Genomic DNA, 22,164 nt, shown 5'->3' on the forward strand with positions numbered 1-22,164 from the left:
GAGTCACACCTCTTCTATGCGAGATTTGGTGAGGGGCAGGCCCCAGCGGCCCATGGCCGTCTTCTTGATCCACAGGTAACCTAGGGCCAGAGCCGCATCCTTTGGGAGGGATGCAGCGCATACCCATGGAACCACCTTGCCGCATACATCACCCGCACCAACCTCCTTATCAGCGAAGCCGGACTTGCCCTACTGTTTTGGCCATCCCGTATCTCTGTCCACCAACGGCTGCATGACGTTGTGCGTGGCCAGTGCCCTCGCTTTCGTGTTGTTGTTGACGATGCCGGGCTGGGACCCGAGCCCATGGACCGGGGCGTTGGCAGCAGTGCTGTTTGTGGGCGTGCAGTGGGCAGGATTGCGCGTCGCCGTGGGCCCAGACTGGGTTGGCCTGTTCAGACGCCCCCGCTGGCGCGACGTGGCGTTGGCATTGGCTGTCGTGCCACTGGTGTTGGGCTTGCCTGGGCTGGTGGCTGTGTATGGGCTTGGCATGTCGCATCTCAGTGCCAACGCCAGTGTGGATGCCGTTGCGGGTCTGACATCTGCACAATTGGTAGCGCGGTTTGCGCTGGTGGCTGTGCAATTGCTGGGTGAGGAGCTGGTCACTATTCTCCCGCTGCTGGCCACCGTCGCCTTGCTGCACCGCGTCGGCATGCCTGCCCGCTGGGCAATTGCTGTGGCGTGGGTGGCCACGGCGTTGCTGTTTGGTGCGCTGCACCTGCCCACCTACCAATGGCATGTCGGCCAGGCCTTGCTGGTCATCGGCACCGCGCGCCTGGTGCTGACTGCGGTATTTCTCTACACCCGCAATCTGTGGGCCAGCACCATCGCTCACATCGCTAGCGACTGGGCGATCATGGCCTTTGCGCTGGCCTTTTCACGCAGCATGGGCCCCTGACTGGATGGGCCCAAGGCCTCAAGGAGTTGTTTGTGGACTTTCTCAAAATCCTCAAGTCGTTTGAAGACTTTGTGTATGAAGCCCTGATCTGGCTGGTGTTGTTGCCCAAGACCTTGTGGCGCATCGTGCGGCGCCCGCGCCAGATGGTCACTTATGTGCAGGCGGAGCAAGACCGCGAAGGCGATGACCGCTACGGCGATGCGATCAGCCCGCCGCTTTTGCTCATCCTGTGCGTGCTGGTGGCTCATGTGCTCGATCTGGCTCTGCGCAAGCAGGCAGCGCCTGCGATGGGCACGCTCGCGGGCGCGTTGCTGAAGTCCGAGGAGAACCTGCTGCTGTATCGCGCCATGGCTTTTGGCATCTGGTCGCTGGCCGGGGCTGTGTGGTATCTGCGCCATAGCCGCCAACCCATTCACCGTCTCAACCTGCGCAACCCGTTTTACGAGCAGTGCTACCTGGTCGCACCCTTTGCGCTGGCCGTGTCGATCAGCACGTCGCTGGCCCTGGTGGGCGGGGTGCTGTCTGCTGTCGGCGTGGGGCTGTTTCTGCTGGCGCTGCTGTGGTTTTGTATCGCCGAATGGCACTGGGTGCGCGAGCGCGCAGCCCTCGGCAAGGTACACGCGGCCGGGGTGGCCGGTGGGCTGGTGCTGGTGGGGCTTTTGGCCAATACCGGGTTGGGGTATGTGCTCCGACATCTTTGAGGGGTACGGGGTGGTGGCGCGGCGGTGAGGCCCACGGCGTTCCGCAGATGATGGGGTGATTGTTTCGGTCAGAGCACTGCGAGCGCCTGTTTGACCTGTGCGTAGGCATGGTTGTCCAGCACCTGGTTGTGGGCCGTCACGACCCGCTCAAAGGGCCAGCGTAATACGCGCTCTGCACTGCGGGCTGCGGCACGACGGTCACGCACCAGCGCGCGCACAGTGAGCGGGACGGCCAGTTGGCGCCGCACCCCGGTCAGCGTGGCATAGGCACGCGTGGACCAAGGCAGGTCCCCCGCCATCCACTGCAGCAGGTCCGTCACGATGAGCGTGGCCGAAGGTCGGTGGAACCATACCGACTCATTGCCTGCAGGAATGCCCTCAAAAGCCAGGTGCTCCAGGTCTGGCAGCCATTCGGGCACATCGGCTGCGGGCAGTTCGCGCAGTCTCCTGGCTGCCAGGTCTGGCCGCTTCTGGCCCAGTCCTTTGGGGCCATACACCCTGGCGTTCGGAAAGGTCTGGGTGCAAGGCGCCAGAAACAGGTGGTGCATCTTGTTCGGTGCCACGATGAAAGCCACCGTGCCAAGTGCCTGCAGCTGCTCCAGCAGTGAACTGCCTGGGGGCATTGGAATCGGTGAGTGGACGAGAAGCTGCTCTCCTGGCAGCCGCACCACCGTCATGCGCGTGGTGATGGGAAGTCCGTTGGCCTTGAAGGCGTGGGTGGCGTGCCAGAGATGGGTGTCGAGGGATTCAAGTTGCATGACGCGGGATGGTGCCCTGGCCCCGGGGGCGGCGTCTTGAACGAATTCGACATGCTGGTGGTCGCTGCCGCCGTCATCCTTTCCCCTACCTCTGCACTGCGCACTCCCCCACCACCCAATCCCTGAACGCCTTCACCAGCGGCGTCTGCGCCCGCGCTTCCGGGTACACAAGGTAATACGCATCGGTGCTCGTCAGCACCTGGTCTGACAGCTCCACCAGGCTCCCGGCTGCCAGCTCCTGCTCGATCAAGAAGCGCGGCAGCAGCGCTGCCCCCAGGTGCGACACGGCAGCCTGCGCAATCATGGCGAAGTGTTCGGACTGGGGGCCGCGCAGGGCCAGGGCTGTGGGGGCGCCCACCAGCTCAAACCATTCGGCCCATTGGGTGGGGCGGGTGCTTTGCTGCAGCAGCACCACACGGGTCAGGTCTTGCGGGGTGTGTATGTTGTGGCGGTCGCGGTAGGTGGGGCTGCACACGGGCACGGTTTCTTCGTGCATCAGGTATTCGCACACGGCGCCTGCCCAGTGCGGCGTGCCGAAGTGGATGGCAGCGTCAAACGGTGTGCCTGCAAAGTCAAACGGCTCGGTGCGGGCCGAGAAGTTGACCAGTGCCTCAGGGTGCAGCGCCATGAAGCCGCCCAGTCGCGGGATGAGCCAGCGCGTGCCCAGCGTGGGCAGCACGGCCAGGTTGAGCAGGCCGTCGGTGCTGGAGAACGCCATGGCCTTTTGTGTGCTGGCAGACAGCTGTTGCAGCACGTTTTGCACATCGGCCGCGTAGACGCGGCCCGCGTCGGTCAGCACCACGCGCTGGCGCACACGGTGGAAGAGGGCGGTGCCGATCTGCTCCTCCAACTGGCGGATCTGGCGCGACACGGCACTTTGGGTGAGGTGCAGCTCTTCGGCCGCGCGCGACACGCTCTGGTGGCGTGCCGCCGCCTCAAAGGCCAGCAGGTCGGCGGTGGAGGGCAGGAAGGCGCGGCGCAGCAGGGTCATCGTGGCAAATGGGATCAATCATGCGCAGAGGGAATGAGCGGCTCTGTCAGGTTGGGCATGATTTTGGGCTGTGGCGCTAGTACATCAAGCTCGGGTAGCTCTGCCATTTTCAGGTACTTCATGCTGATTTGTGATTAAGTAGTTCCATTTTTTTGCTATCCAGCACGGTGCGATTGGCGGATATTGGCACATTGATCGCGCGGTTTTCTCCCACGCTGCTTCCTTCTATTCGCTTCCATTCACCTTTGCGAGCCGCCATGTCTGCCACCCCTGCCGCCACCCCCCTTGTGTCCGAAGTCGATCAACTGCTGCAACGCCTGGGCGTGCCCCGCTCCGCCTACACCGGCGGCACGCTGGCGGCCCGCTCGCCCATCACGGGCGAGGTGCTGGCCCAGGTGCCGCAGCAAAGCGCGGCCGATGCCACCGCTGCCATCGGCCGCGCGCATGCGGCCTTTTTGGCATGGCGCAATGTGCCCGCACCGCGCCGGGGCGAGCTGGTGCGCCTGCTGGGCGAAGAGCTGCGCGCCGCCAAGGCGGACCTCGGCCTGCTGGTGACCATCGAGGCGGGCAAGATCCCGTCCGAAGGACTGGGCGAGGTGCAGGAGATGATCGACATCTGCGACTTTGCCGTGGGCCTGTCGCGCCAGCTGTACGGCCTGACGATTGCCACCGAGCGCCCCGGCCACCGCATGATGGAAACCTGGCACCCGCTGGGCGTGTGCGGCGTCATTTCGGCCTTCAACTTCCCGGTAGCCGTGTGGTCGTGGAACGCCGCGCTGGCGCTGGTATGCGGTGATTCGGTGGTGTGGAAGCCGTCGGAAAAGACCCCGCTCACCGCCCTGGCCACGCACGCGATTGCGCAGCGTGCCATCGCCCGTTTTGGTGCCGACGCACCCGAAGGCCTGCTGGAGCTGATCGTGGGCCAGCGCGACATTGGCGAGGTGCTGGTGGATGACGCCCGCGTGCCCGTGCTGTCAGCCACCGGCTCCACCGCCATGGGCCGCGCCGTGGGTCCGCGCCTGGCAGCGCGGTTTGCGCGCGGCATTCTGGAGCTGGGCGGCAACAACGCGGCCATCGTGGCGCCCACGGCCGACCTGAACCTGGCGCTGCGCGGCATCGCGTTTGCCGCCATGGGCACGGCGGGCCAGCGCTGCACCACGCTGCGCCGCCTGTTTGTGCACGAAAGCATTTACGACCAGCTGGTGCCCCAGCTGGCCAAGGTGTACGCCAACGTGCAGGTGGGCAACCCGCGCACCGCTGGCACGCTGGTGGGCCCGCTGATCGACCGCCCCGCGTTTGACGGCATGCAAAAGGCGCTGGAGCAAAGCCGTGCGCTGGGTGCCACGGTGCACGGTGGTGGCCGCGTGGAAGGCATCGGCGGTGCCGATGCGTACTACGTGCGCCCCGCGCTGGTGGAGCTGAAAGCCCATGAAGGCCCCGCGCTGCACGAAACCTTTGCGCCCGTCCTGTACGTGGTGCGCTACAGCACCATCGACGACGCCATTGCCATGAACAACGCAGTGGGCGCGGGCCTGTCTTCGTCCATCTTCACGCTCAATGTGCGCGAGGCCGAACAGTTCATGTCGGCAGCGGGTTCGGACTGCGGCATTGCTAATGTGAACATTGGCCCCAGCGGCGCCGAAATTGGCGGCGCGTTTGGCGGTGAGAAGGAAACCGGCGGTGGCCGCGAAGCGGGCTCGGACAGCTGGAAGGCCTACATGCGCCGCGCGACCAATACCATCAACTACTCCACAGCACTGCCGCTGGCGCAGGGCGTGACGTTTGATGTGTAACCCACGCGCTGGTTGCCTCGTTCATGTTGATTGTTAAGACCCCACACCCCATCGTCATCATTGGCGGTGGTGTCATCGGCAGTGCCATCGCGTACTTCCTCACGCTGCAGCAGCCGGGCTGCGAGGTGGTGGTGGTCGAGCGCGATCCGACCTATGCACGTGCATCGTCGGCGCTGTCGGCCAGCTCCATCCGCCAGCAGTTCTCGACGGACATCAACATCCAGATCTCGGCGTTTGGCATCGGCTTCTTGCGCAACGTGGGCACGCTGCTGGCCTGCAACGGCGATGTGCCCGACATCGGTCTGCACGAAGGCGGCTACCTGTACCTGGCCACCCAGGCGGGCGAGGCCACGCTGCGCGAGAACCATGCACTGCAAAAGCAGTACGGTGCCGATGTGGCGCTGCTCAGCCCGCAGCAGCTGGCCGAGCGCTTCTCGTGGCTGGCGCTGCAGGACGTGGTGCTGGGCTCGCTGGGCCTGTCGGGCGAGGGCTGGTTTGATGGCTACCTGCTGCTGACGGCGCTGCGCAAAATGGCGCAGAGCCAGGGCGTTCGCTATGTGGCCGATGAGGCTGTGGGGCTGGACACTGCGGCCAGCGACGGCGTGTTGCATGTGAACGCAGTACGCCTGCAAAGCGGCGCCGTGCTGCCTTGCCGCTACGCCGTGAACGCCGGTGGCCCCTGGGCGGCAGCCATTGCGGGCTGGGCGGGAATTGATTTGCCCGTTGTGGGCAAGCGCCGCACGGTCTTCAACCTCGCCAGCCCCGCAGCGCTGCCGGGCTGCCCCCTGCTCATCGACACCAGTGGCATCTGGCTGCGGCCCGAGGGCAAAGGCTTCATCTGCGGCTTTGCACCCGACGCAGACAACGACGCCGACTTTGCCCCGCTGGAGCCCGAGTACGACGCGTTTGACAACCACATCTGGCCCGCGCTGGCCGAGCGCATCCCTGGCTTTGAGGCGCTGCGCATGCAGGGCGCCTGGGCGGGCTATTACGAGATGAACACCTTTGACCACAACGCCATCGTGGGCCTGCACTCGGCGTGCGACAACCTGGTGTTTGCCAACGGATTTTCGGGCCACGGCCTGCAGCAGTGCCCTGCGGTGGGGCGTGGCCTGGCGGAGTGGATGTTGACGGGCGGCTACCAGAGCCTGGACCTGTCGCCGCTGTCCATCGAGCGCATTGCGCGCAACGCACCACTGCTCGAAAAGAACGTCATCTGAGCACCATTGGTACCGCCAGTTTTCCCTCACCCCTTTCTCAACCTGCCAACCACAAAACATACGGAGACAACGACATGGCAATTTCCCGCAAGACCTTCACAGCGCTCGCTGCAGGCCTGACCCTGGCCTGCATGGCCACGGCCCCCGCGCTGGCGCAGACGGTCACCCAGCCCACGCTGGAGAAGATCAAGGCATCGGGCAAGGCCGTGCTGGGCGTGCGCGAGACTTCGCCGCCCATGGCCTACGCGCTGGGCGCCAACGAAAAATACGTGGGCTACCACGTGGAGCTGTGCGAGCGCGTGCTCAAGGAAATCGCGCCCGACGCCAAGCTCGAATACATGGCCGTGACGGCGCAAAACACGCTGCCGCTGGTGCAGAACGGCACGCTGGACATTGGCTGCGGCCCCACCACCAACAACACCGCGCGCCAGCAGCAGGTGGCGTTTGCGGTGACCACCTATGTGAGCGAAGTGCGCATGGCGGTGCGCAAGGATTCGGACCTGAAGTCCATCAGCCAGCTCGCAGGCCGCACCATTGCGGCATCCACCGGCACCACCGCCGTGCAATTGCTGCGCAAGCAAGAGCGCGCGCTGGGTGGCGCGCCCATCAAGACTGTGCTGGGCAAGGACCACCATGAGAGCTTCTTGCTGCTCGAAACAGGCCGCGCCGACGCTTTTGTGCTCGATGACAACCTGCTGGCCGGGATGATTGCCAACTCCAAAGACCCCTCGGCCTACCGCATCGTGGGCGAGCCCTTGGGCGCCGAGCCGATTGCACTGCTGTTCCGCAAGGACGACCCGACCTTCAAGGCTGCGGTGGATGGTGTGCTGACCAAGCTGATGCAAAGCGGCGAGATGGAAAAGATCTACACCAAGTGGTTTGTGAACCCCATTCCGCCCAAGAACATGAGCCTGAACCTGCCACTGGGCACCACCCTGCGCCAGCTGTTCGCCACCCCCAACGACAAGCCCCTGGAGACCTACCAGCAATGAACGCTGCCATCCCCGCCACGGCCTTCCGCGCGGCCGACCGCCTCGGCGCCATCGGCGTCTCGGAAATCGTGCGCCTGACGCAAGAGGCCAACCAGCTCAAGCGCCAGGGCCAGCCCGTGATCGTGCTGGGCCTGGGCGAGCCCGACTTCGACACGCCCGCGCACATCCTGGAGGCCGCGCAGCAGGCCATGGCGCGGGGGGAGACGCACTACACGGTGCTGGACGGCACGGCCGAACTCAAGGCGGCCATCCAGCACAAGTTCAAGCACGACAACGGGCTGGACTTTCAGCTCAACGAGATCACCGCAGGCGCGGGTGCCAAGCAGATCCTCTACAACGCGCTGATGGCCTCGGTGAACCCTGGCGACGAGGTGATCCTGCCCGCGCCGTACTGGACCTCGTATGCCGACATGGTGCTGATTGCAGGCGGTGTACCCGTGGTGGTGCCCTGCACCGAAGCCAACGGCTTTCGTATCACGCCCGAGCAGCTGGAGGCGGCCATCACGCCGCGCACGCGCTGGGTGTTCATCAATTCGCCTTCCAATCCCAGCGGCGCGGCCTACAGCGCAGAGCAACTGCGCCCGGTGCTGGAAGTGGTGGAGCGCCATCCGCAGGTGTGGCTGCTGGCGGACGACATCTACGAACACATCCTGTACGACGGCCGCGCGTTTGCCACGCCCGCCGCCGTATTGCCCTCGCTGCGCGAGCGCACGCTGACGGTGAACGGTGTCTCCAAGGCCTATGCCATGACGGGCTGGCGCCTGGGCTACGGCGCAGGCCCGAAGGCGCTGATTGCGGCCATGGCCGTGGTGCAGAGCCAGGCCACGTCCTGCCCTTCGTCCATCAGCCAGGCGGCGGCCGTGGCGGCGCTGACGGGGCCGCAAGACGTGGTGCGCGAGCGCTGCCAAGCTTTCCAAGACCGGCGTGACCTGGTGGTGGCGTCGCTCAATGCATCGCCGGGCCTGCGGTGCCGTGTGCCGGAGGGCGCGTTCTATACCTTTGCCAGCTGCGAAGGTGTGTTGGGCCGCACCACGCCGGGCGGCATGCTGCTGCGCACCGATGCCGACTTCTGCGCCTACCTGCTGCGCGAGCACCATGTGGCCGTGGTGCCCGGCGGGGTGCTGGGGCTGGCGCCATACTTCCGCATCTCGTACGCAGCCTCTACCGCCGATTTGCAAGAGGCCTGCGCACGCATCCAGCGCGCCTGCCAAGCCCTGTTCTGAATTTCTGACCCGATACCGTTGATATGACCACGACCTCCCTCACCCCCCGCACCGGCGGCCAGATCCTGGTGCAGCAGCTCATCACCCATGGTGTGAAGCAGCTCTTTTGTGTGCCCGGCGAAAGCTATCTGGCCGTGCTCGATGCCCTGCACGATGCCGACATCGGCGTGACCGTGTGCCGTCAGGAGGGCGGGGCGGCCATGATGGCCGAGGCGCAGGGCAAGCTCACCGGCCAGCCCGGCATCTGCTTTGTGACGCGCGGGCCCGGTGCCACCAATGCATCGGCAGGCATTCATATCGCGCACCAGGATTCGACGCCCATGATCCTGTTCGTGGGCCAGGTGGCACGCAACGCCATGGGGCGTGAGGCGTTTCAGGAGCTGGACTACAGCGCTGTGTTCGGCACCATGGCCAAGTGGGTGGTGCAGATTGACGACCCGGCGCGTGTGCCTGAGCTGATCTCGCGCGCATTCCATGTCGCCACCTCGGGCCGCCCTGGCCCCGTGGTGGTGGCGCTGCCCGAAGACATGCTGACCGAGGCCGCCACTGTGGCCGATGCGTTGCCCTACCAGGTGGCGGAGACCCACCCCGGCGCAGCGCAGATGGCCGAGCTGGCCCAGCGTCTGCAAGCTGCCCAAAGCCCCGTCGCCATCCTGGGCGGCAGCCGCTGGTCTGAGCAGGCGGTGCGCGAGTTCACGGCGTTTGCCGAAGCGTGGTCCATCCCGGTGTACTGCTCGTTCCGCCGCCAGATGCTGTTCCCGGCCACGCACGCTTGCTACGGCGGTGACCTGGGCCTGGGCGTCAACCCCAAGCTGCTGGCGCGCATCAAGGCGTCGGACCTGGTGCTGGTGGTGGGCGGGCGTCTGTCTGAAGTGCCCTCGCAGGGCTATGAGCTGTTCGACATTCCCACCCCCGCGCAGCCCCTGGTGCATGTGCATGCCGATGCGGACGAGCTGGGCAAGCTGTATCGCCCCACCCAGGCCATCCACGCCACGCCACAGGCTTTCACAGCTGCATTGAATTCTGTGCGACCCACGGCTGCAGTGCCCTGGAAGGCGCACGCTGAAGCGGCCCATGCCGAGTACCTGGCCTGGAGCGACACGGCGCCCATCCGCATTCCTGGCAACCTGCAAATGGGCCAGGTGATGCAGCACCTCAAGGAAGTGCTGCCCGCCGACACCATCTTCTGCAACGGCGCGGGTAACTTCGCTACGTGGATTCACCGCTTCTGGCCCTTCACCACCTACGCGAGCCAGCTCGCGCCCACCAGCGGGTCGATGGGCTACGGTCTGCCCGCAGGCGTGGGCGGCAAGCGCCTGTGGCCGCAGCGCGAGGTGGTGATCTTTGCGGGCGATGGCGACTTTTTGATGCACGGTCAGGAATTTGCAACCGCCGTGCAGTACGGCCTGCCCATCATCGTGGTGCTGCTGGACAACGCCATGTACGGCACCATCCGCATGCACCAGGAGCGCGAGTACCCCGGCCGCATCAGCGCCACGCAGCTCAAGAATCCTGACTTCAAGGCCTACGCGAAGGCCTTTGGGGGCCATGGCGAGCGGGTGGAGCGTACCGAAGACTTTGCTCCGGCTCTTGCCCGCGCCCGTGCCAGCGGCCTGCCCAGCGTGCTGCACTGCCTGATCGACCCCGAGGCGATCACGCCCACCGGCACGCTGCAGGGCATTCGCAGCGCAGCACTCTCCAAGAAGTAGGCTCCCGTTTCGTAAGCAGGCGCTAGGCGTTCAGCCGGTCACGCGGGCGCCGCCTGATTGCCTCAGGGTCTGCACCAGCAGGTTCTGCAGGCTGTCCACCGCCTTGGAGCCGCGCGATGCGCGGCTGCGGTACACGGCCACCTCCATAGGGGCCAGTGGCCCCAGGCCTTGCTCGGTGCCGAGCACCTGCAGCTGCGATGGCACGCTGCAGTGGGTGAGGGCGGCCACGGCCAGGCCGCTTTCCACCGCTGCAATTTGCCCGGCCAGGCTGGAGCTGTGATAGACCACCTTGTAGCGGCGCCCCTGCTGCGCCAGCGCGTGGATGGCGCCGCGCCGCGCCAGGCTGGCCGATTCGTACACCGCAATCGGCAGCGGGTCACGCCTCCACAACTCGAACTGCGCCGACCCCACCCACACCATGGGCTCATGGAACAGCAGCGTGCCCCGGCGTGCGTGATCGCGCGAGATCAGGGCCAGGTCCAGGTCGCCATTGGCCACACGCGGGATGAGTGCGGTGGACTGCTCGCAGTCCAGCTCAATCTCCACCGCACTGTGACGGGGCGCAAAGCGCTTGAGCACAGGCGTGAGGTAGCGCGCTGCGTAGTCATCCGGCACCCCCAGCCGCACCCGGCCTGTGAGGGCGTCGCCGTTCAGTGCGTCGTGCGCTTCTGCGTGCAGTTCCAGAATGCGGCGCGCATAGCCCAGCAGGGTTTCACCCTCAGGCGTGAGGTGCTGCTTGCGGGCATCGCGCTCCAGCAGTCGGTGGCCTACAGCGTCTTCGAGCTTCTTGAGCTGCATGCTGACCGCCGACTGGGACCGGTGCACCTCGGCCGCCGCGCCGGAGAGCGAGCCTGCATCCACCACAGCCACCAGGCACTGAAGCCAATCGAACTGCAAATCGCGGTAGCTCATGGATTGCCCCAGTGATGATGTATTCGATGATCGAATGGTTGGTGTGTAAATTATGCGCTTTGGATAGCAAAGGCTGGCAACCACACTGCGGGCATGCAGCAGTCTCCCTCTACCGTTTCAGGCACATCCGCACCCGTGGTTCCAGCGTCCGTTTCACCTGTGGCCGTTGCCCACGTGCTGCCGGATGCCCGCCGGCTGGATGGCTGGGTCGCCTTCGTGCTGGGCAACGCGCTGCTGGGCACCATCGGCGTGTTTGTGCACGAGGCGCAGGCGGCGCCGTTGACGGTGACGTGGTTCCGGTGCGCGTTTGGCCTCATTGGGCTCACGGTGTGGATGGCCTGGCGCAACCAGTCTTGGTCGGGGCTTCGGCGGGGGCTCTGGGTGGGCTGGGCTGCTTTGCCGTGGGTGTTGCTGCTCAGTGGGCTCATGTTGGCGAGCTGGTGGCTGTTTTTCACCGCGATCCAGCAGGTGCCCACCGGGGTGGCGGTGGTGCTGTTCCATGTGCAACCGCTATGGGTGTTGCTGCTGGGGGCTTGGTGGTTGAAAGAGTCCGTGCCTGGGCAGCGCGTGGTGTCGGTGCTGGTCGCCATGGTGGGGCTGGTCCTGGCCACGGGGCTTGCGGAGGGGTTGACTCCATCGGGCGGTAGCCACGCGCCAGGCTACTGGGTGGGCGTGGGCCTGTGCCTGATCGGTGCGCTGTGCACAGCCACCGTCACCGTGGTCGCCAAGCGCTTGGGGGTGCTGCCGCTGGGGACCCTGGCGTGGTGGCAATGTGCGCTGGGTGCGGCCGTGCTGTGGGTGGCCCCCGTAGGGCACGGTTGGCCTGCCTGGGGTGTCTCCTGGGCATGGCTGGCTGGGCTGGGGCTGATCCACACCGGCTTGGCGTATACCTTGATGTACGCGGGCATGGCCCGCCTGGCGACGGCCCGGGTGGCGGTACTGCAGTTTGCTTACCCCACGGTCGCCATCGTGGTGGACTGGGTGTACTTTCAGCACACTTTGGGCGGTTGGCAGATGGCGGGTGTGGTGCTGATGCTGGGGGCCATCGGGGCCGGGGAGCGCAGCGCGCGGCGCAATCGCTAATCATCCGCCTGCGGTAGGAGGGCGCCGCCCCGCACAATATCGGGTGTGACCGCCACCGAGCCCGATTCTCCTGAGACACCACCTCCTGCGCAGGCTGCCCCTACCGGCAAGCTGCGCCGCATCGCGCACCTGGACATGGACGCGTTCTTTGCGTCCGTGGAGTTGCTGCGCTACCCGCAACTCAAAGGCTTGCCTGTGGTGATCGGTGGCGGGCGGCGCAAGGTGGACGAGCTGCTGCTGCGCGGGCCAGACGGCACCGAGGAGCGCGAGCGGCGCTTCATACCGGTGGAAGACTTTCCGCTGCTCAAGGACTACGTGGGCCGGGGTGTGATCACCACGGCCACCTACCCGGCGCGGCAGTTCGGCGTGGGCTCGGCCATGGGCATGATGAAGGCCGCCAAGCTGTGCCCGCAGGCCATCGTGCTGCCGGTGGATTTTGACGAGGTGCGACGCTTTTCGCGCCTGTTCAAGAGCACCATCACCGAGATCGCACCGGTGATGCAGGACCGGGGGGTGGACGAGGTGTACATCGACTTCACCGACGTGCCCGGCGGCCAGCGCGAAGGCGGGCGGGTGCTGGCGAGGCTCATCCAGAAAAGCATCTTTGATAGGACCGGGCTGACCTGCTCGATCGGCGTGGCGCCCAACCGGCTGCTGGCCAAGATGGCCAGCGAGTTCAACAAGCCCAACGGCATCTCCATCGTTTACGAGGAAGACCTGCAGAGCAAGATCTGGCCCTTGAACGTGCGCAAGATCAATGGCATCGGTCCCAAGGCGGGCGAGAAGCTGGCACGGCTGGGCATTGAAACCATCGGGCAGCTTGCCGCGCAGGATGAGCAGTGGCTGATGGGCCACTTTGGCAAATCCACCGGCGCCTGGATGCACCGGGTGGCCTGGGGCCGCGATGACAGCCCGGTGGTGACCGAGAGCGAGCCGGTGAGCATGAGCCGCGAGACCACCTTCGACCGCGACCTGCATGCGGTGCGTGACCGGGCCGAGCTGGGCGCCATTTTTACCGACCTGTGCATGCGGCTGGCCGAAGACCTGCAGCGCAAGGGCTATGTGGCGCGCACCATCGGTATCAAGCTGCGCTACGACGACTTCAAGATCGCGACGCGTGACCACACCGCCAACAGCTACACCGCCGACGGGGCGACCATCCGGCAGCTGGCCGGGCAATGCCTCAAGCGCGTGCCGCTGGACAAGCGCCTGCGGCTGCTCGGCGTGCGGGCCAGCACACTGGCGCGGCGGGGGGAAGAACCAGCGCCAGAGCCGCGTGCCACAGCGGCCGCAGAGGGGCGTCGGCGCGGGCCTCGGGCAGAGGCGACCATGGAAACCGGGCAGCTTTTTTGATTGAGGCTGCGGATTTCCAAAAGGCGGTGAGCAGGCTTTCAGTGTTTGCGCTTTGAGGGGCGTGGGGAGGCACCTTTTTGGGGCAAAGCAGGGGAGGGAGCAGTTAGACTTGATTCGTATCAAGCGGTTACATACAACACGCCACAAAAAGCCGCGCCGCCTGCCCCTGCCGCAGGCCCTTCAGGAGCCTCGAATGCGCATCAACCTGCCAGTGACCCAGCAGAATTTTGACTACCCCGGTGATGAGCTGCTGGTGTCCAGCACCAACACCAAGGGTGAGATCACGCACTGCAACCCGGCGTTCGTGCGCGTCAGCGGTTATAGCTACGACGAACTCATTGGCCAGCCCCACAACATCATTCGTCACCCCGACATGCCGGCCGAGGCCTACAAGGACATGTGGCGCACCATTGGCCGGGGCGAGCCTTGGACGGGCTTGGTCAAGAACCGCCGCAAGAACGGCGACCACTACTGGGTGCGAGCCAACGTCACCCCCATCATGGAGGGCGGCAAGCCACGCGCCTATATGTCGGTGCGCACCAAGCCCAGTGCGGCCGAGATGGTGGCCGCCGAGGCCCTGTATGCACAGATGCGCAGCGAGGCGGCTTCGGGCGCAAGCAGCTTCTATCTGGACTCGGGCAACGTGCGCTACCGGGGAGTGCGTGGCTGGCAGCAGCGCCTGGCGCAGATGGCGCTGCTGCCCCGCATGGCGATCCTGCTGCTGCTGACGGTGCTGCTGGCCTTGTTGCCCGACGTGATGGGGCTGCAGGGCACCACCGCCTGGGTGGCCCGCCTGGCGCTGCTGGTGTTGGGGGCAGGGTGGACGCTGTGGCGCTTTCAGGCCACCGTGCTGCAAGGTGTGCACGACGCGACCCGCTTCGCATCCGACATCTCGGCTTGCAACCTCGCCACATCGGTGGGCACCGACTACCCCCAACCCCTGGGCGCGCTGATGCAGCGCCTGCAGCAGACCCAGGTCAACCTGCGCGCCGTGGTGGGCGACGTGCGCACCGAGGTGCGCAACTTCATCGAATCGGCCGACGAAATCGCGCGCGGCGGCATGGATCTGTCGGCCCGTACCGAGTCGCAGGCCAGCAGCCTGGAAGAAACCGCCGCGGCCATGGAGCAACTGGCCAGCACGGTGCTGCAGACGTCGGAGACAGCGGCCAAGGTGTCGCACGAGAGCGCACAGAGCAGCGACATCGCCACGCGCGGTGGCCAGGCGGTGCAGGAGGTGGGAGCGGCCATGCAGCAGATGAAGCTGTCGTCCACCAAGATCAGCGAGATCGTGGGCGTGATCGAAGGCATTGCCTTCCAGACCAACCTGCTGGCGCTCAATGCCGCTGTGGAGGCCGCCCGCGCGGGCGAGCAGGGCCGGGGCTTTGCGGTGGTGGCGGGCGAGGTGCGGGCCCTGGCGCAACGCAGCGCCAGCTCGGCCAAGGAGATCAGCGGTCTGATCGGCGTCACGGTGAACCAGATCGCCAGCGGCGCGCAGCAGATGGACCATGCGGGCATCACCATCGAGGGCGTCGTGCACGCCGTGGAGCGCGTGAGCACGCTGGTCCAGCAGATCAGCAGCGCCACCAAGGAGCAGTCGCAGGGCATTGCCCAGGTCAACGAGGCGGTGACGCAGCTCGACACCGTGACGCAGCAGAACGCCGCGCTGGTGGAGGAGTCGGCCGCCGCCGCCCAGGGCCTCAAGGAGAGCGCGGTGTCGCTGGGCCGCTCGGTGGACGTGTTCCGGCTGGGTTGAGCGGCGCTGCAACGAGCCGCCAAGGAACACTCGCACCTTGACGAATTCTTACTCGTAACTTACAGTGATTTTCCCGTTTTCCGGGAGATCACCATGACCCTCGACGAGCTGCAGCGCATCAAGCAGTGGCATGTGGCGCACAAGGCCGACCACCCGCTCGAATACCACCTGTGGGACCTGGTGCTGACGGTCTGGATGCTGGGCTGGGTGGGCTGGTTTCCCATCTGCGCTTTTGGCGAGCCCTGCGCAGCGCCGGTTTGCCTGATCGGCATTTTTGTCCCCAGCCTGTACGTTGCCTGGCGCACCCGCGCGCACCTGCGCCACACCCTGCGGTGCGACTGGATCGATGCGCGCAACTGACGGATGCGTTCCGTTGACGGGCGGCGGGGGCAGGCCTACTGCCGGGCAGTGCGCACGTTGCGCGGCAGGGCCTGCGGGTGACTGGTGCGCAGGGGGTTGATGTCCAGCCCACCGCGGCGCGTGTAGCGCGCGTACACCGTGAGCTTGATGGGTTTGCAGCGTGTCCACACGTCCATGAAGATGCGCTCCACACACTGCTCATGGAACTCGTTGTGGTTGCGAAAGCTCACCAGGTACTGCAGCAGCCCTTCCTGATTGATCTGTGGGCCGCTGTAGCTGATCTGCACGCTGCCCCAGTCGGGCTGGCCGGTCACCAGGCAGTTGCTCTTGAGCAGGTTGCTGATGAGGGTTTCGGTCACGGGCGCTTCGTTGAATGTGGCCGTCAGCAGGTCAGGCGCGGGCTGGTAGCGCGTGCATTCCACGTCCAGCCGGTCCAGGCTCAGGCCGTCCAGCTCATGCACGGGCTCCTGGTCGAACAGCTCGGGCGCGATGAGCTTCACGCCCACGGTGGCGGGGTGGTCGGCGCCACGCCATACGGCCTCGCTGATGTCGGCGCGGATGCGGGCCTGCACCTCGGCCGCATCGGCAAAGCGGGTGTTGTTGAAGCTGTTGAGGTACAGCTTGAACGACTTGCTCTCGACGATGTTGGGCGTCTCGCAGGGCACAGTGATGTGCGCCAGCGCCACCTGCGGCTTGCCACGCGCATTCAGCCAGGACAGCTCGAACGCCGTCCACAGGTCGGCCCCGAAGAAGGGCGCCGAGCCGGTGATGCCGATCTCGGCCCGCTTGCCCGCGCGGGGGATGGGGAACAGCAGCGAGGCGTCGTACTGGTCCACATAGGCCGATGCCTTGCCGAGTTGGGATTGTTCTGGCGTGTTCATGGCCTGGTCTTTCGGGTGTGTGGGTTCTAAGGGAGTCTGTGCTATTGCTACTATTTTTATAGCTGCTAGCGCATGTTCGACTAGCGCATGCCGGGGTTTTTACTGAAATTCCCGCTCACGCAGCCATTTGGTGGCAATCCATTTGTCCCCGGCGATCACGGGGGCGCCGCCATGCAGGGTGCGGGTGGACGGGTGCGGGCGCTCGTAGCTGAAGAACACCGCGTTGCCACGCTGCGGCGCCACCTCCAGGTGCACGTCGGGGAAGGTGGTGCCGCCGCCTTTGTCAGGCGTGTTCAGGTACATCACCAGCGTGCCCACGCGCTGGCCGCCGCGCTGGATGATGCTGGGCGTGCCGGGCTCGGCGGGGTCGAAGTAGTCGTAGTGGGGCTTGTATTCGGCGCCGGGGCGGTAGTGCAGCACCTGCAGGCCTTCGCCGTTTTCGATGGGCCAGTGGAGCAGGCGTGCAATGCGCTCCTCGATGCGCTGGATCAGGGGACTTTGCCCGCGCTGGAAGAACATGCCGTCACTGGTGCGGTCGGCGTTGATCTCTTCGCCCCCGGTCTTGGTGGCCACGGTGAGCGAGCGTGCCATGCGGGGCTCTGCAGCGGCTATCAGGGCATCGCACTCCTCGGGCGACAGCAGGTTACCAAACACCACGATGCGCGGCTGTGCCATGGCCAGCAGCACATTCACGGCGCGGTCTCCGCAGTCCACCTGGGCAGGGGATTCATCCAGCCGGGGCTCGGGCACCCGCACGGCCGAGGGCAGGCCCTGCTGCACAGCCAAGTCGTTCAGGTGCTCCTGCAGCGTGATCTCCAGCGCATCCGCCGCCACGTCTTCGTCCCAGCCTGCGTCACGCATGGACTGCAGCACCACGGGCGCAGCGTAGCCCGCCTGGGCCTGCTCGATGATCCAGCGGCGCAACTCGGGGGTGATGGCCTGCCGCGCTGCGCTGGCGTGCTGGGTGGTGGTGCTGTCCGGGTGCTGGTCAGAACGCGATGCCATGGCGGTCCTTCAACAAGAGCAGGGTGGTGGGCGGATTTATGCGGAGGCCGGGGTCTTGCGCCGGAAGACCAGGCGCTCGGGCTCGGATGATGCCGGGGCAAAGGCATAGCCGTCCAGGTCAAACCCTTCGAGCTGGTGGGGTGTGGCAAGGCGGTGGGTGATGGCGTAGCGCGCCATCAGGCCGCGTGCGCGCTTGGCAAAGAAGCTGATGATCTTGTAGTTGCCGCCCTTCCAGTCCTCGAACACGCATTCGATCACGCGGGCCTTGAGTGCCTTGCGGTCCACGGCCTTGAAGTATTCCTGCGAGGCGAGGTTGATCACCACTGGCGTGGTGTCGGCGCGCAGCCGGGTGTTCAGGTGCTCGGCAATCTGGCGGCCCCAGAACTGGTACAGGTTACTGCCTGCCTCGGTGGCCAGGCGCGTGCCCATCTCCAGGCGATAGGGCTGCATGCGGTCCAGCGGCCGCAGCACGCCATACAGGCCACTGAGGATGGCGACATGGCTCTGGGCCCAGTCCAGGTCGTCAGTGCTCAGGCTGCGGGCTTGCAGCCCCTCGTACACGTCGCCATTGAAGGCCAGCACCGCCTGGCGCGAGTTGTGGGCCGTGAAGCGGGGGCGCCAGGCCTGGTAACGCGCCACGTTCAGCGCCGCGAGCGTGTCGCTCAGTTCCATCAGCGACGCGATCTGCTGCGGCGACTGCTCCCGCAGGACTTCGATCAGGGCCGTGGACTGCGGCACAAACTGGGGCGTGGTGTGCGGCAGACCTTCGGGAACGGGCGTGTCGTAGTCGAGCGATTTGGCGGGAGACAGCAGGAACAGCATGGGGGCAAAGGGTCCGTGGATCTCGGGGGTGAAGTGTGGCCTGGAAAGCGCGGGTTGCTGGCTGCGCCAGCGGCCTGAAATGGTACCTGCTGGACGACCGTCTTCTGTCGCTTGCGGGTATTGGCGCCCAGCACGGCGCTTGCTCAGTTGCCCAAAAAAGAAGGCGGCCTGAGCCGCCTTCTGGGTGCAGGCTGCAGCCCTGGGGCAGCAGCCATTGCAGCGCATCAGGCTGCGGGGGGCTGCTCAAACGGCAGCGCCATGGCCGACAGGTCGCGGCGGGTTTCCACCAGCACCAGCGGACCTTCGTCCAGCACCACCGCAGGGGGGCGCTCGCGGGGCACGCGGATGGGCTTGGGCTCGGCAGCGATGGCGGCCTGCACGGCAGCGATCTTGTCCGCGTCAGAGTTCACCCACTGCAGGCCTGATGCGGCAGCCACTTGCTGCAGTTCATCGATGGGCAGCGTGAACGCCTGAACGCGGGGCAGTCCCTTGGCTTGCGCAGCTGTTGCCACGGGGGCCTGGGCGGCTACCGCCGCCGGTGCGGGTGCTGCGACAGGCGCCGGTGCGGCCACCGGGGCGGCTGCAGGGTTTGCAACGGGCGCTGCAACAGCTGCCGCGGTAACAGGCGCTGCGGCTGGCTCAGTGGCTGAAGCGGCTGGGGCTGCCACAGGAGCTGCGACAGGGGTTGCCACCGGTGCCACGGGCTCGGCGGCGGGCGCGTTGCTGAAGTAGCTGCGGCGCGGCGCCTCGTCCTGTGCCGGTGCGGGCTCGGCCTGGGTGGGGTCAAAGTCCAGCATCGCTGGCGCAGCTGCTTCGGCGTTGCCGTTGTTGTCGCGCAGGCCACGCTCGCCGCGTTCGCGACGGTCACGGCCATAGCGGTCGCGGGAGCGGCGCTCGCGGCGCTGCTCTTCAGTGGCGCCATTGCCGTTGGCGGGTGCGTCATTGCCGCTCAGGTCCAGGTCCGGCAGCGATGCCAGTGGAGCGGTATCCGCAAAGTCACCAGCGGCGGCCGTGGCGCTTGCCTCCTGGGCCTCGACCGCGCGGGGAGCGCGTTCACCACGCTCGCCACGGTTGCCACCGCGATCACCGCGTTCGCGGCGCGGGCCGCGTTCGCCACGGGGTTGCTGCGCCGGCTGGCCTTCTGCGCCACCGGTGTTGCCTGCGTTGGGGCCTTCCACCGGAGTGGTTGCAGCGTTGGTGTTGTCACCATTCACGCCAGCGTTCAGGTTGCGCGGCTCGCTGTCGCGGCGGCCACGGCCCCCTTCACGGCCTTCGCCACGTCCGTTGCGTCCCCCTTCACGGCCTTCGCCTTCGGGACGGCGCTCTGCGTCCCGGGGTGGACGGCTGTCTGCATCGCGGGGAGCGCGGCCTTCGGCCGAGCGTTCGCCACGGCGGCCACGGCCTTCGCCAGAGCTGCCTTCGCGGTTGCCATCACGTGGTGCGCCTTCGCGCTGACCGTCCCGGTTGCCATCGCGGCCGCCACGGCGGCCACGGTTTTCACCGTTGCGGCCTTCACGGCGCGGTTCGCCACGGCTGGTGGTTTCGGCAGCGGCAGGTGCGGCTGCGGGCGATGCCGTTGTGACCGGTGTGGGGGCTGCCGGCGCGCTGCCAAAGCCAAACAGGCTCTTGAGCCAGGCGAAGAAGCCTTGCTCTTGCGGCGCGGCAGGGACGGGCGCTGGAGCGGCTACTGGTGCAGGTGCAGGGGTGGCAGCGGCTGCAGGGCGTTGGCCACCACGGGGTGGGCGTGCGGCGCCTTCGGGGCGGGGCTCAGCCACGGGGGCGGGTGCGTCAGGCAGCACGCCCTTGATCACCGGGGTCTGCTTGTTGGTGGGCTCCTGCGAGCGGCGCGTCACGGCCGTGGGGTCTTCCACTTCTTCGGCGAGCTTGTAGCTGGCTTCGATGTGGTCCAGGCGCGGGTCGTCGTGCTTGAGGCGTTCCAGGCGGTAGTTGGGGGTTTCCAGCGTCTTGTTGGGCACCATTAGCACGGCCACGCGCTGCTTGAGTTCGATCTTGGCGATCTCGGTGCGCTTCTCGTTCAGCAGGAAAGAGGCCACTTCCACCGGCACTTGGCAGTGCACAGCGGCCGTGTTGTCCTTCATGGACTCTTCCTGAATGATCCGCAGGATCTGTAGGGCCGACGATTCGGTGTCGCGGATGTGGCCCGAGCCGCCGCAGCGTGGGCAGGGGATGGACGAGCCTTCGCTCAAGGCGGGCTTGAGGCGCTGGCGGCTCATCTCCATCAGGCCGAACTTGCTGATGGTGCCGAACTGCACGCGAGCGCGGTCCTGGCGCAGCGCGTCGCGCAGGCGGTTTTCCACTTCGCGGCGGTTCTTGCTCTCCTCCATGTCGATGAAGTCGATCACGATCAGGCCGCCCAGGTCGCGCAGACGCATCTGGCGGGCCACTTCGTCGGCGGCTTCCAGGTTGGTGCGGGTGGCGGTTTCCTCGATGTCGCCGCCCTTGATGGCGCGGGCCGAGTTCACGTCCACGCTGACCAGCGCTTCGGTGTGGTCGATCACGATGGCGCCGCCCGAGGGCAGTTGAACGGTGCGGGCGTAAGCCGATTCGATCTGGTGCTCGATCTGGAAGCGGCTGAACAGGGCGGCGTCGTCGCGGTAGCGCTTCACGCGGGCAGCATGCTCGGGCATGACGTGCGCCATGAACTGCTGTGCCTGTTCGTAGATGTCGTCGGTATCGATGAGGATGTCACCGATGTCGTTGTTGAAGTAGTCGCGGATCGCGCGGATCACTAGACTCGATTCCTGATAGATCAGGAAGGCACCCTTGCCACCCTTGGCGGCGCCGTCGATGGCGTTCCACAGCTTGAGCAAGTAGTTCAGGTCCCACTGCAGCTCGGGCGCGGTGCGGCCAATGCCAGCGGTGCGCGCGATGATGGACATGCCGTTCGGGTATTCCAGCTGGTCCATCGCCTCCTTGAGCTCGGCGCGGTCCTCGCCCTCAATGCGGCGTGAAACGCCACCGCCACGGGGGTTGTTGGGCATCAGCACCACATAGCGGCCGGCCAGCGAGACGAAGGTGGTCAGGGCCGCGCCCTTGTTGCCGCGCTCTTCCTTTTCGACCTGGACCAGCAGCTCCTGGCCTTCCTTGATCACTTCATTGATGCGCGCCTGGCTGGGCGAGACACCGGGGGTGAAGTAGCTGCGCGAGATTTCCTTGAACGGCAGGAAACCGTGGCGGTCTTCGCCGTAGTCCACAAAACAGGCTTCCAGCGAAGGCTCGACGCGGGTGACGACGGCCTTGTAGATGTTGCCCTTGCGCTGTTCGCGCCCTTCGATTTCGATTTCGTAGTCGAGGAGCTTTTGTCCGTCGACGATGGCCAGGCGCCGTTCTTCGGGCTGCGTGGCGTTGATGAGCATCCGCTTCATGATGCGATTCCTTCAGTGTTTCGCGGACAGCAGCGGTGCAGCCCACCTGACCCACAGGGAGGGCTGCGCGGGCTGCCGCCCACAGTTTCCAAACCAATACAACAAGCTCTACAGGAGCTGTGAATGCCTGGACTGACGCATCGAAACGAAGGGAATTGCCGGGAATGCCAATGATCTGCCGCGCTCTAGCGCAGCATCGTGAGGCAGGGGCGCGTGGATGGGGGCGAGTGGTAGGAGCGCAGTTTTGCTAGCAAAAGAGTAGCTGATTGCGCTTGCTGGCTGGGCGTTGGGGCTGAATTAGAGCGTGCAGCCGGGGGCATCAGCCAC

19 protein-coding genes are annotated in these 22,164 nt (G+C 66.1%); 11 read left to right on the forward strand and 8 right to left on the reverse strand.

All coding sequences use genetic code 11. The annotated features are described in order from the left end of the window. Positions 1-184: 184 nt before the first annotated feature. Together CLU87_RS04445 and CLU87_RS04450 are read left to right on the forward strand one after the other, a co-directional pair. A complete protein-coding gene (locus CLU87_RS04445) occupies positions 185-895 on the forward strand; it encodes a CPBP family intramembrane glutamic endopeptidase (RefSeq protein ID WP_143227246.1) in 711 nt (236 codons plus the stop codon). Between the two features lie 32 nt (positions 896-927). Next, positions 928-1,596 carry a hypothetical protein gene (locus CLU87_RS04450; protein ID WP_143227248.1) on the forward strand — a complete coding sequence of 223 codons (669 nt, stop codon included), beginning with the start codon at positions 928-930 and terminating at the stop codon, positions 1,594-1,596. A gap of 68 nt (positions 1,597-1,664) precedes the next feature. On the opposite strand, the gene CLU87_RS04455 is transcribed toward CLU87_RS04450, so the two are convergent. From CLU87_RS04455 to CLU87_RS23245, 3 genes are all read right to left on the reverse strand, one after another. Continuing rightward, positions 1,665-2,354 carry a DUF4336 domain-containing protein gene (locus CLU87_RS04455; protein ID WP_099729667.1) on the reverse strand — a complete coding sequence of 230 codons (690 nt, stop codon included), beginning with the start codon at positions 2,352-2,354 and terminating at the stop codon, positions 1,665-1,667. Positions 2,355-2,439: 85 nt separating this feature from the next. Next, complete coding sequence (locus tag CLU87_RS04460; protein ID WP_199170792.1) at positions 2,440-3,345, reverse strand: LysR family transcriptional regulator; 906 nt, start codon at positions 3,343-3,345, stop codon at positions 2,440-2,442. Positions 3,346-3,463: 118 nt separating this feature from the next. Further along, positions 3,464-3,604, reverse strand: coding sequence for a hypothetical protein (locus tag CLU87_RS23245; protein ID WP_158236069.1), 141 nt, complete (start codon positions 3,602-3,604; stop codon positions 3,464-3,466). Between CLU87_RS23245 and CLU87_RS04465 the strand changes: the two genes are divergently transcribed. The 5 genes from CLU87_RS04465 to CLU87_RS04485 all read left to right on the forward strand — a co-directional run bounded on the left by CLU87_RS04465 (position 3,603) and on the right by CLU87_RS04485 (position 10,282). Further along, positions 3,603-5,138 (forward strand): aldehyde dehydrogenase family protein, encoded by a 1,536-nt coding sequence (locus CLU87_RS04465; protein ID WP_099729668.1) that lies wholly within the window; start codon positions 3,603-3,605, stop codon positions 5,136-5,138. The genes CLU87_RS23245 and CLU87_RS04465 overlap by 2 nt on opposite strands. A 23-nt stretch (positions 5,139-5,161) precedes the next feature. Further along, on the forward strand, positions 5,162-6,358 hold the full coding sequence (locus tag CLU87_RS04470; protein WP_099729669.1) for an FAD-binding oxidoreductase: 1,197 nt from the start codon (positions 5,162-5,164) through the stop codon (positions 6,356-6,358). 74 nt (positions 6,359-6,432) lie between these two features. Beyond that, positions 6,433-7,350, forward strand: coding sequence for an amino acid ABC transporter substrate-binding protein (locus CLU87_RS04475; RefSeq protein ID WP_056061287.1), 918 nt, complete (start codon positions 6,433-6,435; stop codon positions 7,348-7,350). Further along, positions 7,347-8,573: a pyridoxal phosphate-dependent aminotransferase gene (locus tag CLU87_RS04480; RefSeq protein WP_099729670.1), complete on the forward strand. Its 1,227-nt coding sequence runs from the start codon at positions 7,347-7,349 to the stop codon at positions 8,571-8,573. The genes CLU87_RS04475 and CLU87_RS04480 overlap by 4 nt, the downstream gene beginning before the upstream one ends. A gap of 23 nt (positions 8,574-8,596) precedes the next feature. Next, positions 8,597-10,282 carry a thiamine pyrophosphate-binding protein gene (locus tag CLU87_RS04485; RefSeq protein WP_099729671.1) on the forward strand — a complete coding sequence of 562 codons (1,686 nt, stop codon included), beginning with the start codon at positions 8,597-8,599 and terminating at the stop codon, positions 10,280-10,282. A 30-nt stretch (positions 10,283-10,312) separates the two neighbouring features. Here the strand turns inward: CLU87_RS04485 and CLU87_RS04490 are convergent, their stop codons facing one another. After that, on the reverse strand, positions 10,313-11,194 hold the full coding sequence (locus CLU87_RS04490) for a LysR family transcriptional regulator (protein WP_099729672.1): 882 nt from the start codon (positions 11,192-11,194) through the stop codon (positions 10,313-10,315). Positions 11,195-11,329: 135 nt separating this feature from the next. Between CLU87_RS04490 and CLU87_RS04495 the strand changes: the two genes are divergently transcribed. The 4 genes from CLU87_RS04495 to CLU87_RS04510 all read left to right on the forward strand — a co-directional run bounded on the left by CLU87_RS04495 (position 11,330) and on the right by CLU87_RS04510 (position 15,743). Then, entirely contained in the window at positions 11,330-12,277 is a 948-nt protein-coding gene (locus tag CLU87_RS04495; protein ID WP_233193709.1) for a DMT family transporter, read from the forward strand. Positions 12,278-12,412: 135 nt separating this feature from the next. After that, complete coding sequence (locus tag CLU87_RS04500; protein ID WP_108497597.1) at positions 12,413-13,630, forward strand: DNA polymerase IV; 1,218 nt, start codon at positions 12,413-12,415, stop codon at positions 13,628-13,630. A gap of 193 nt (positions 13,631-13,823) precedes the next feature. Further along, on the forward strand, positions 13,824-15,383 hold the full coding sequence (locus CLU87_RS04505) for a PAS domain-containing methyl-accepting chemotaxis protein (RefSeq protein WP_099729675.1): 1,560 nt from the start codon (positions 13,824-13,826) through the stop codon (positions 15,381-15,383). A 93-nt stretch (positions 15,384-15,476) separates the two neighbouring features. Continuing rightward, positions 15,477-15,743, forward strand: a complete 267-nt coding sequence (locus CLU87_RS04510; RefSeq protein ID WP_056061307.1) for a hypothetical protein — start codon at positions 15,477-15,479, stop codon at positions 15,741-15,743. A gap of 35 nt (positions 15,744-15,778) precedes the next feature. Here the strand turns inward: CLU87_RS04510 and queF are convergent, their stop codons facing one another. From queF to CLU87_RS04530, 4 genes are all read right to left on the reverse strand, one after another. Beyond that, entirely contained in the window at positions 15,779-16,624 is an 846-nt protein-coding gene (queF, locus tag CLU87_RS04515) for an NADPH-dependent 7-cyano-7-deazaguanine reductase QueF (RefSeq protein ID WP_099729676.1), read from the reverse strand. A gap of 99 nt (positions 16,625-16,723) precedes the next feature. Beyond that, the gene (locus CLU87_RS04520) at positions 16,724-17,629 is read right to left on the reverse strand and encodes a 2OG-Fe(II) oxygenase (protein WP_099729677.1); all 906 of its coding nucleotides are present in this window, start codon (positions 17,627-17,629) and stop codon (positions 16,724-16,726) included. Positions 17,630-17,665: 36 nt separating this feature from the next. Beyond that, the gene (gene yaaA / locus CLU87_RS04525) at positions 17,666-18,451 is read right to left on the reverse strand and encodes a peroxide stress protein YaaA (RefSeq protein ID WP_099732037.1); all 786 of its coding nucleotides are present in this window, start codon (positions 18,449-18,451) and stop codon (positions 17,666-17,668) included. 224 nt (positions 18,452-18,675) lie between these two features. Beyond that, entirely contained in the window at positions 18,676-21,837 is a 3,162-nt protein-coding gene (locus CLU87_RS04530; RefSeq protein WP_099729678.1) for an Rne/Rng family ribonuclease, read from the reverse strand. Positions 21,838-22,164: the final 327 nt, after the last annotated feature.

This window comes from Acidovorax sp. 59 (genome assembly GCF_002754175.1).
Classification (GTDB): Bacteria; Pseudomonadota; Gammaproteobacteria; order Burkholderiales; family Burkholderiaceae_C; genus Acidovorax; species Acidovorax delafieldii.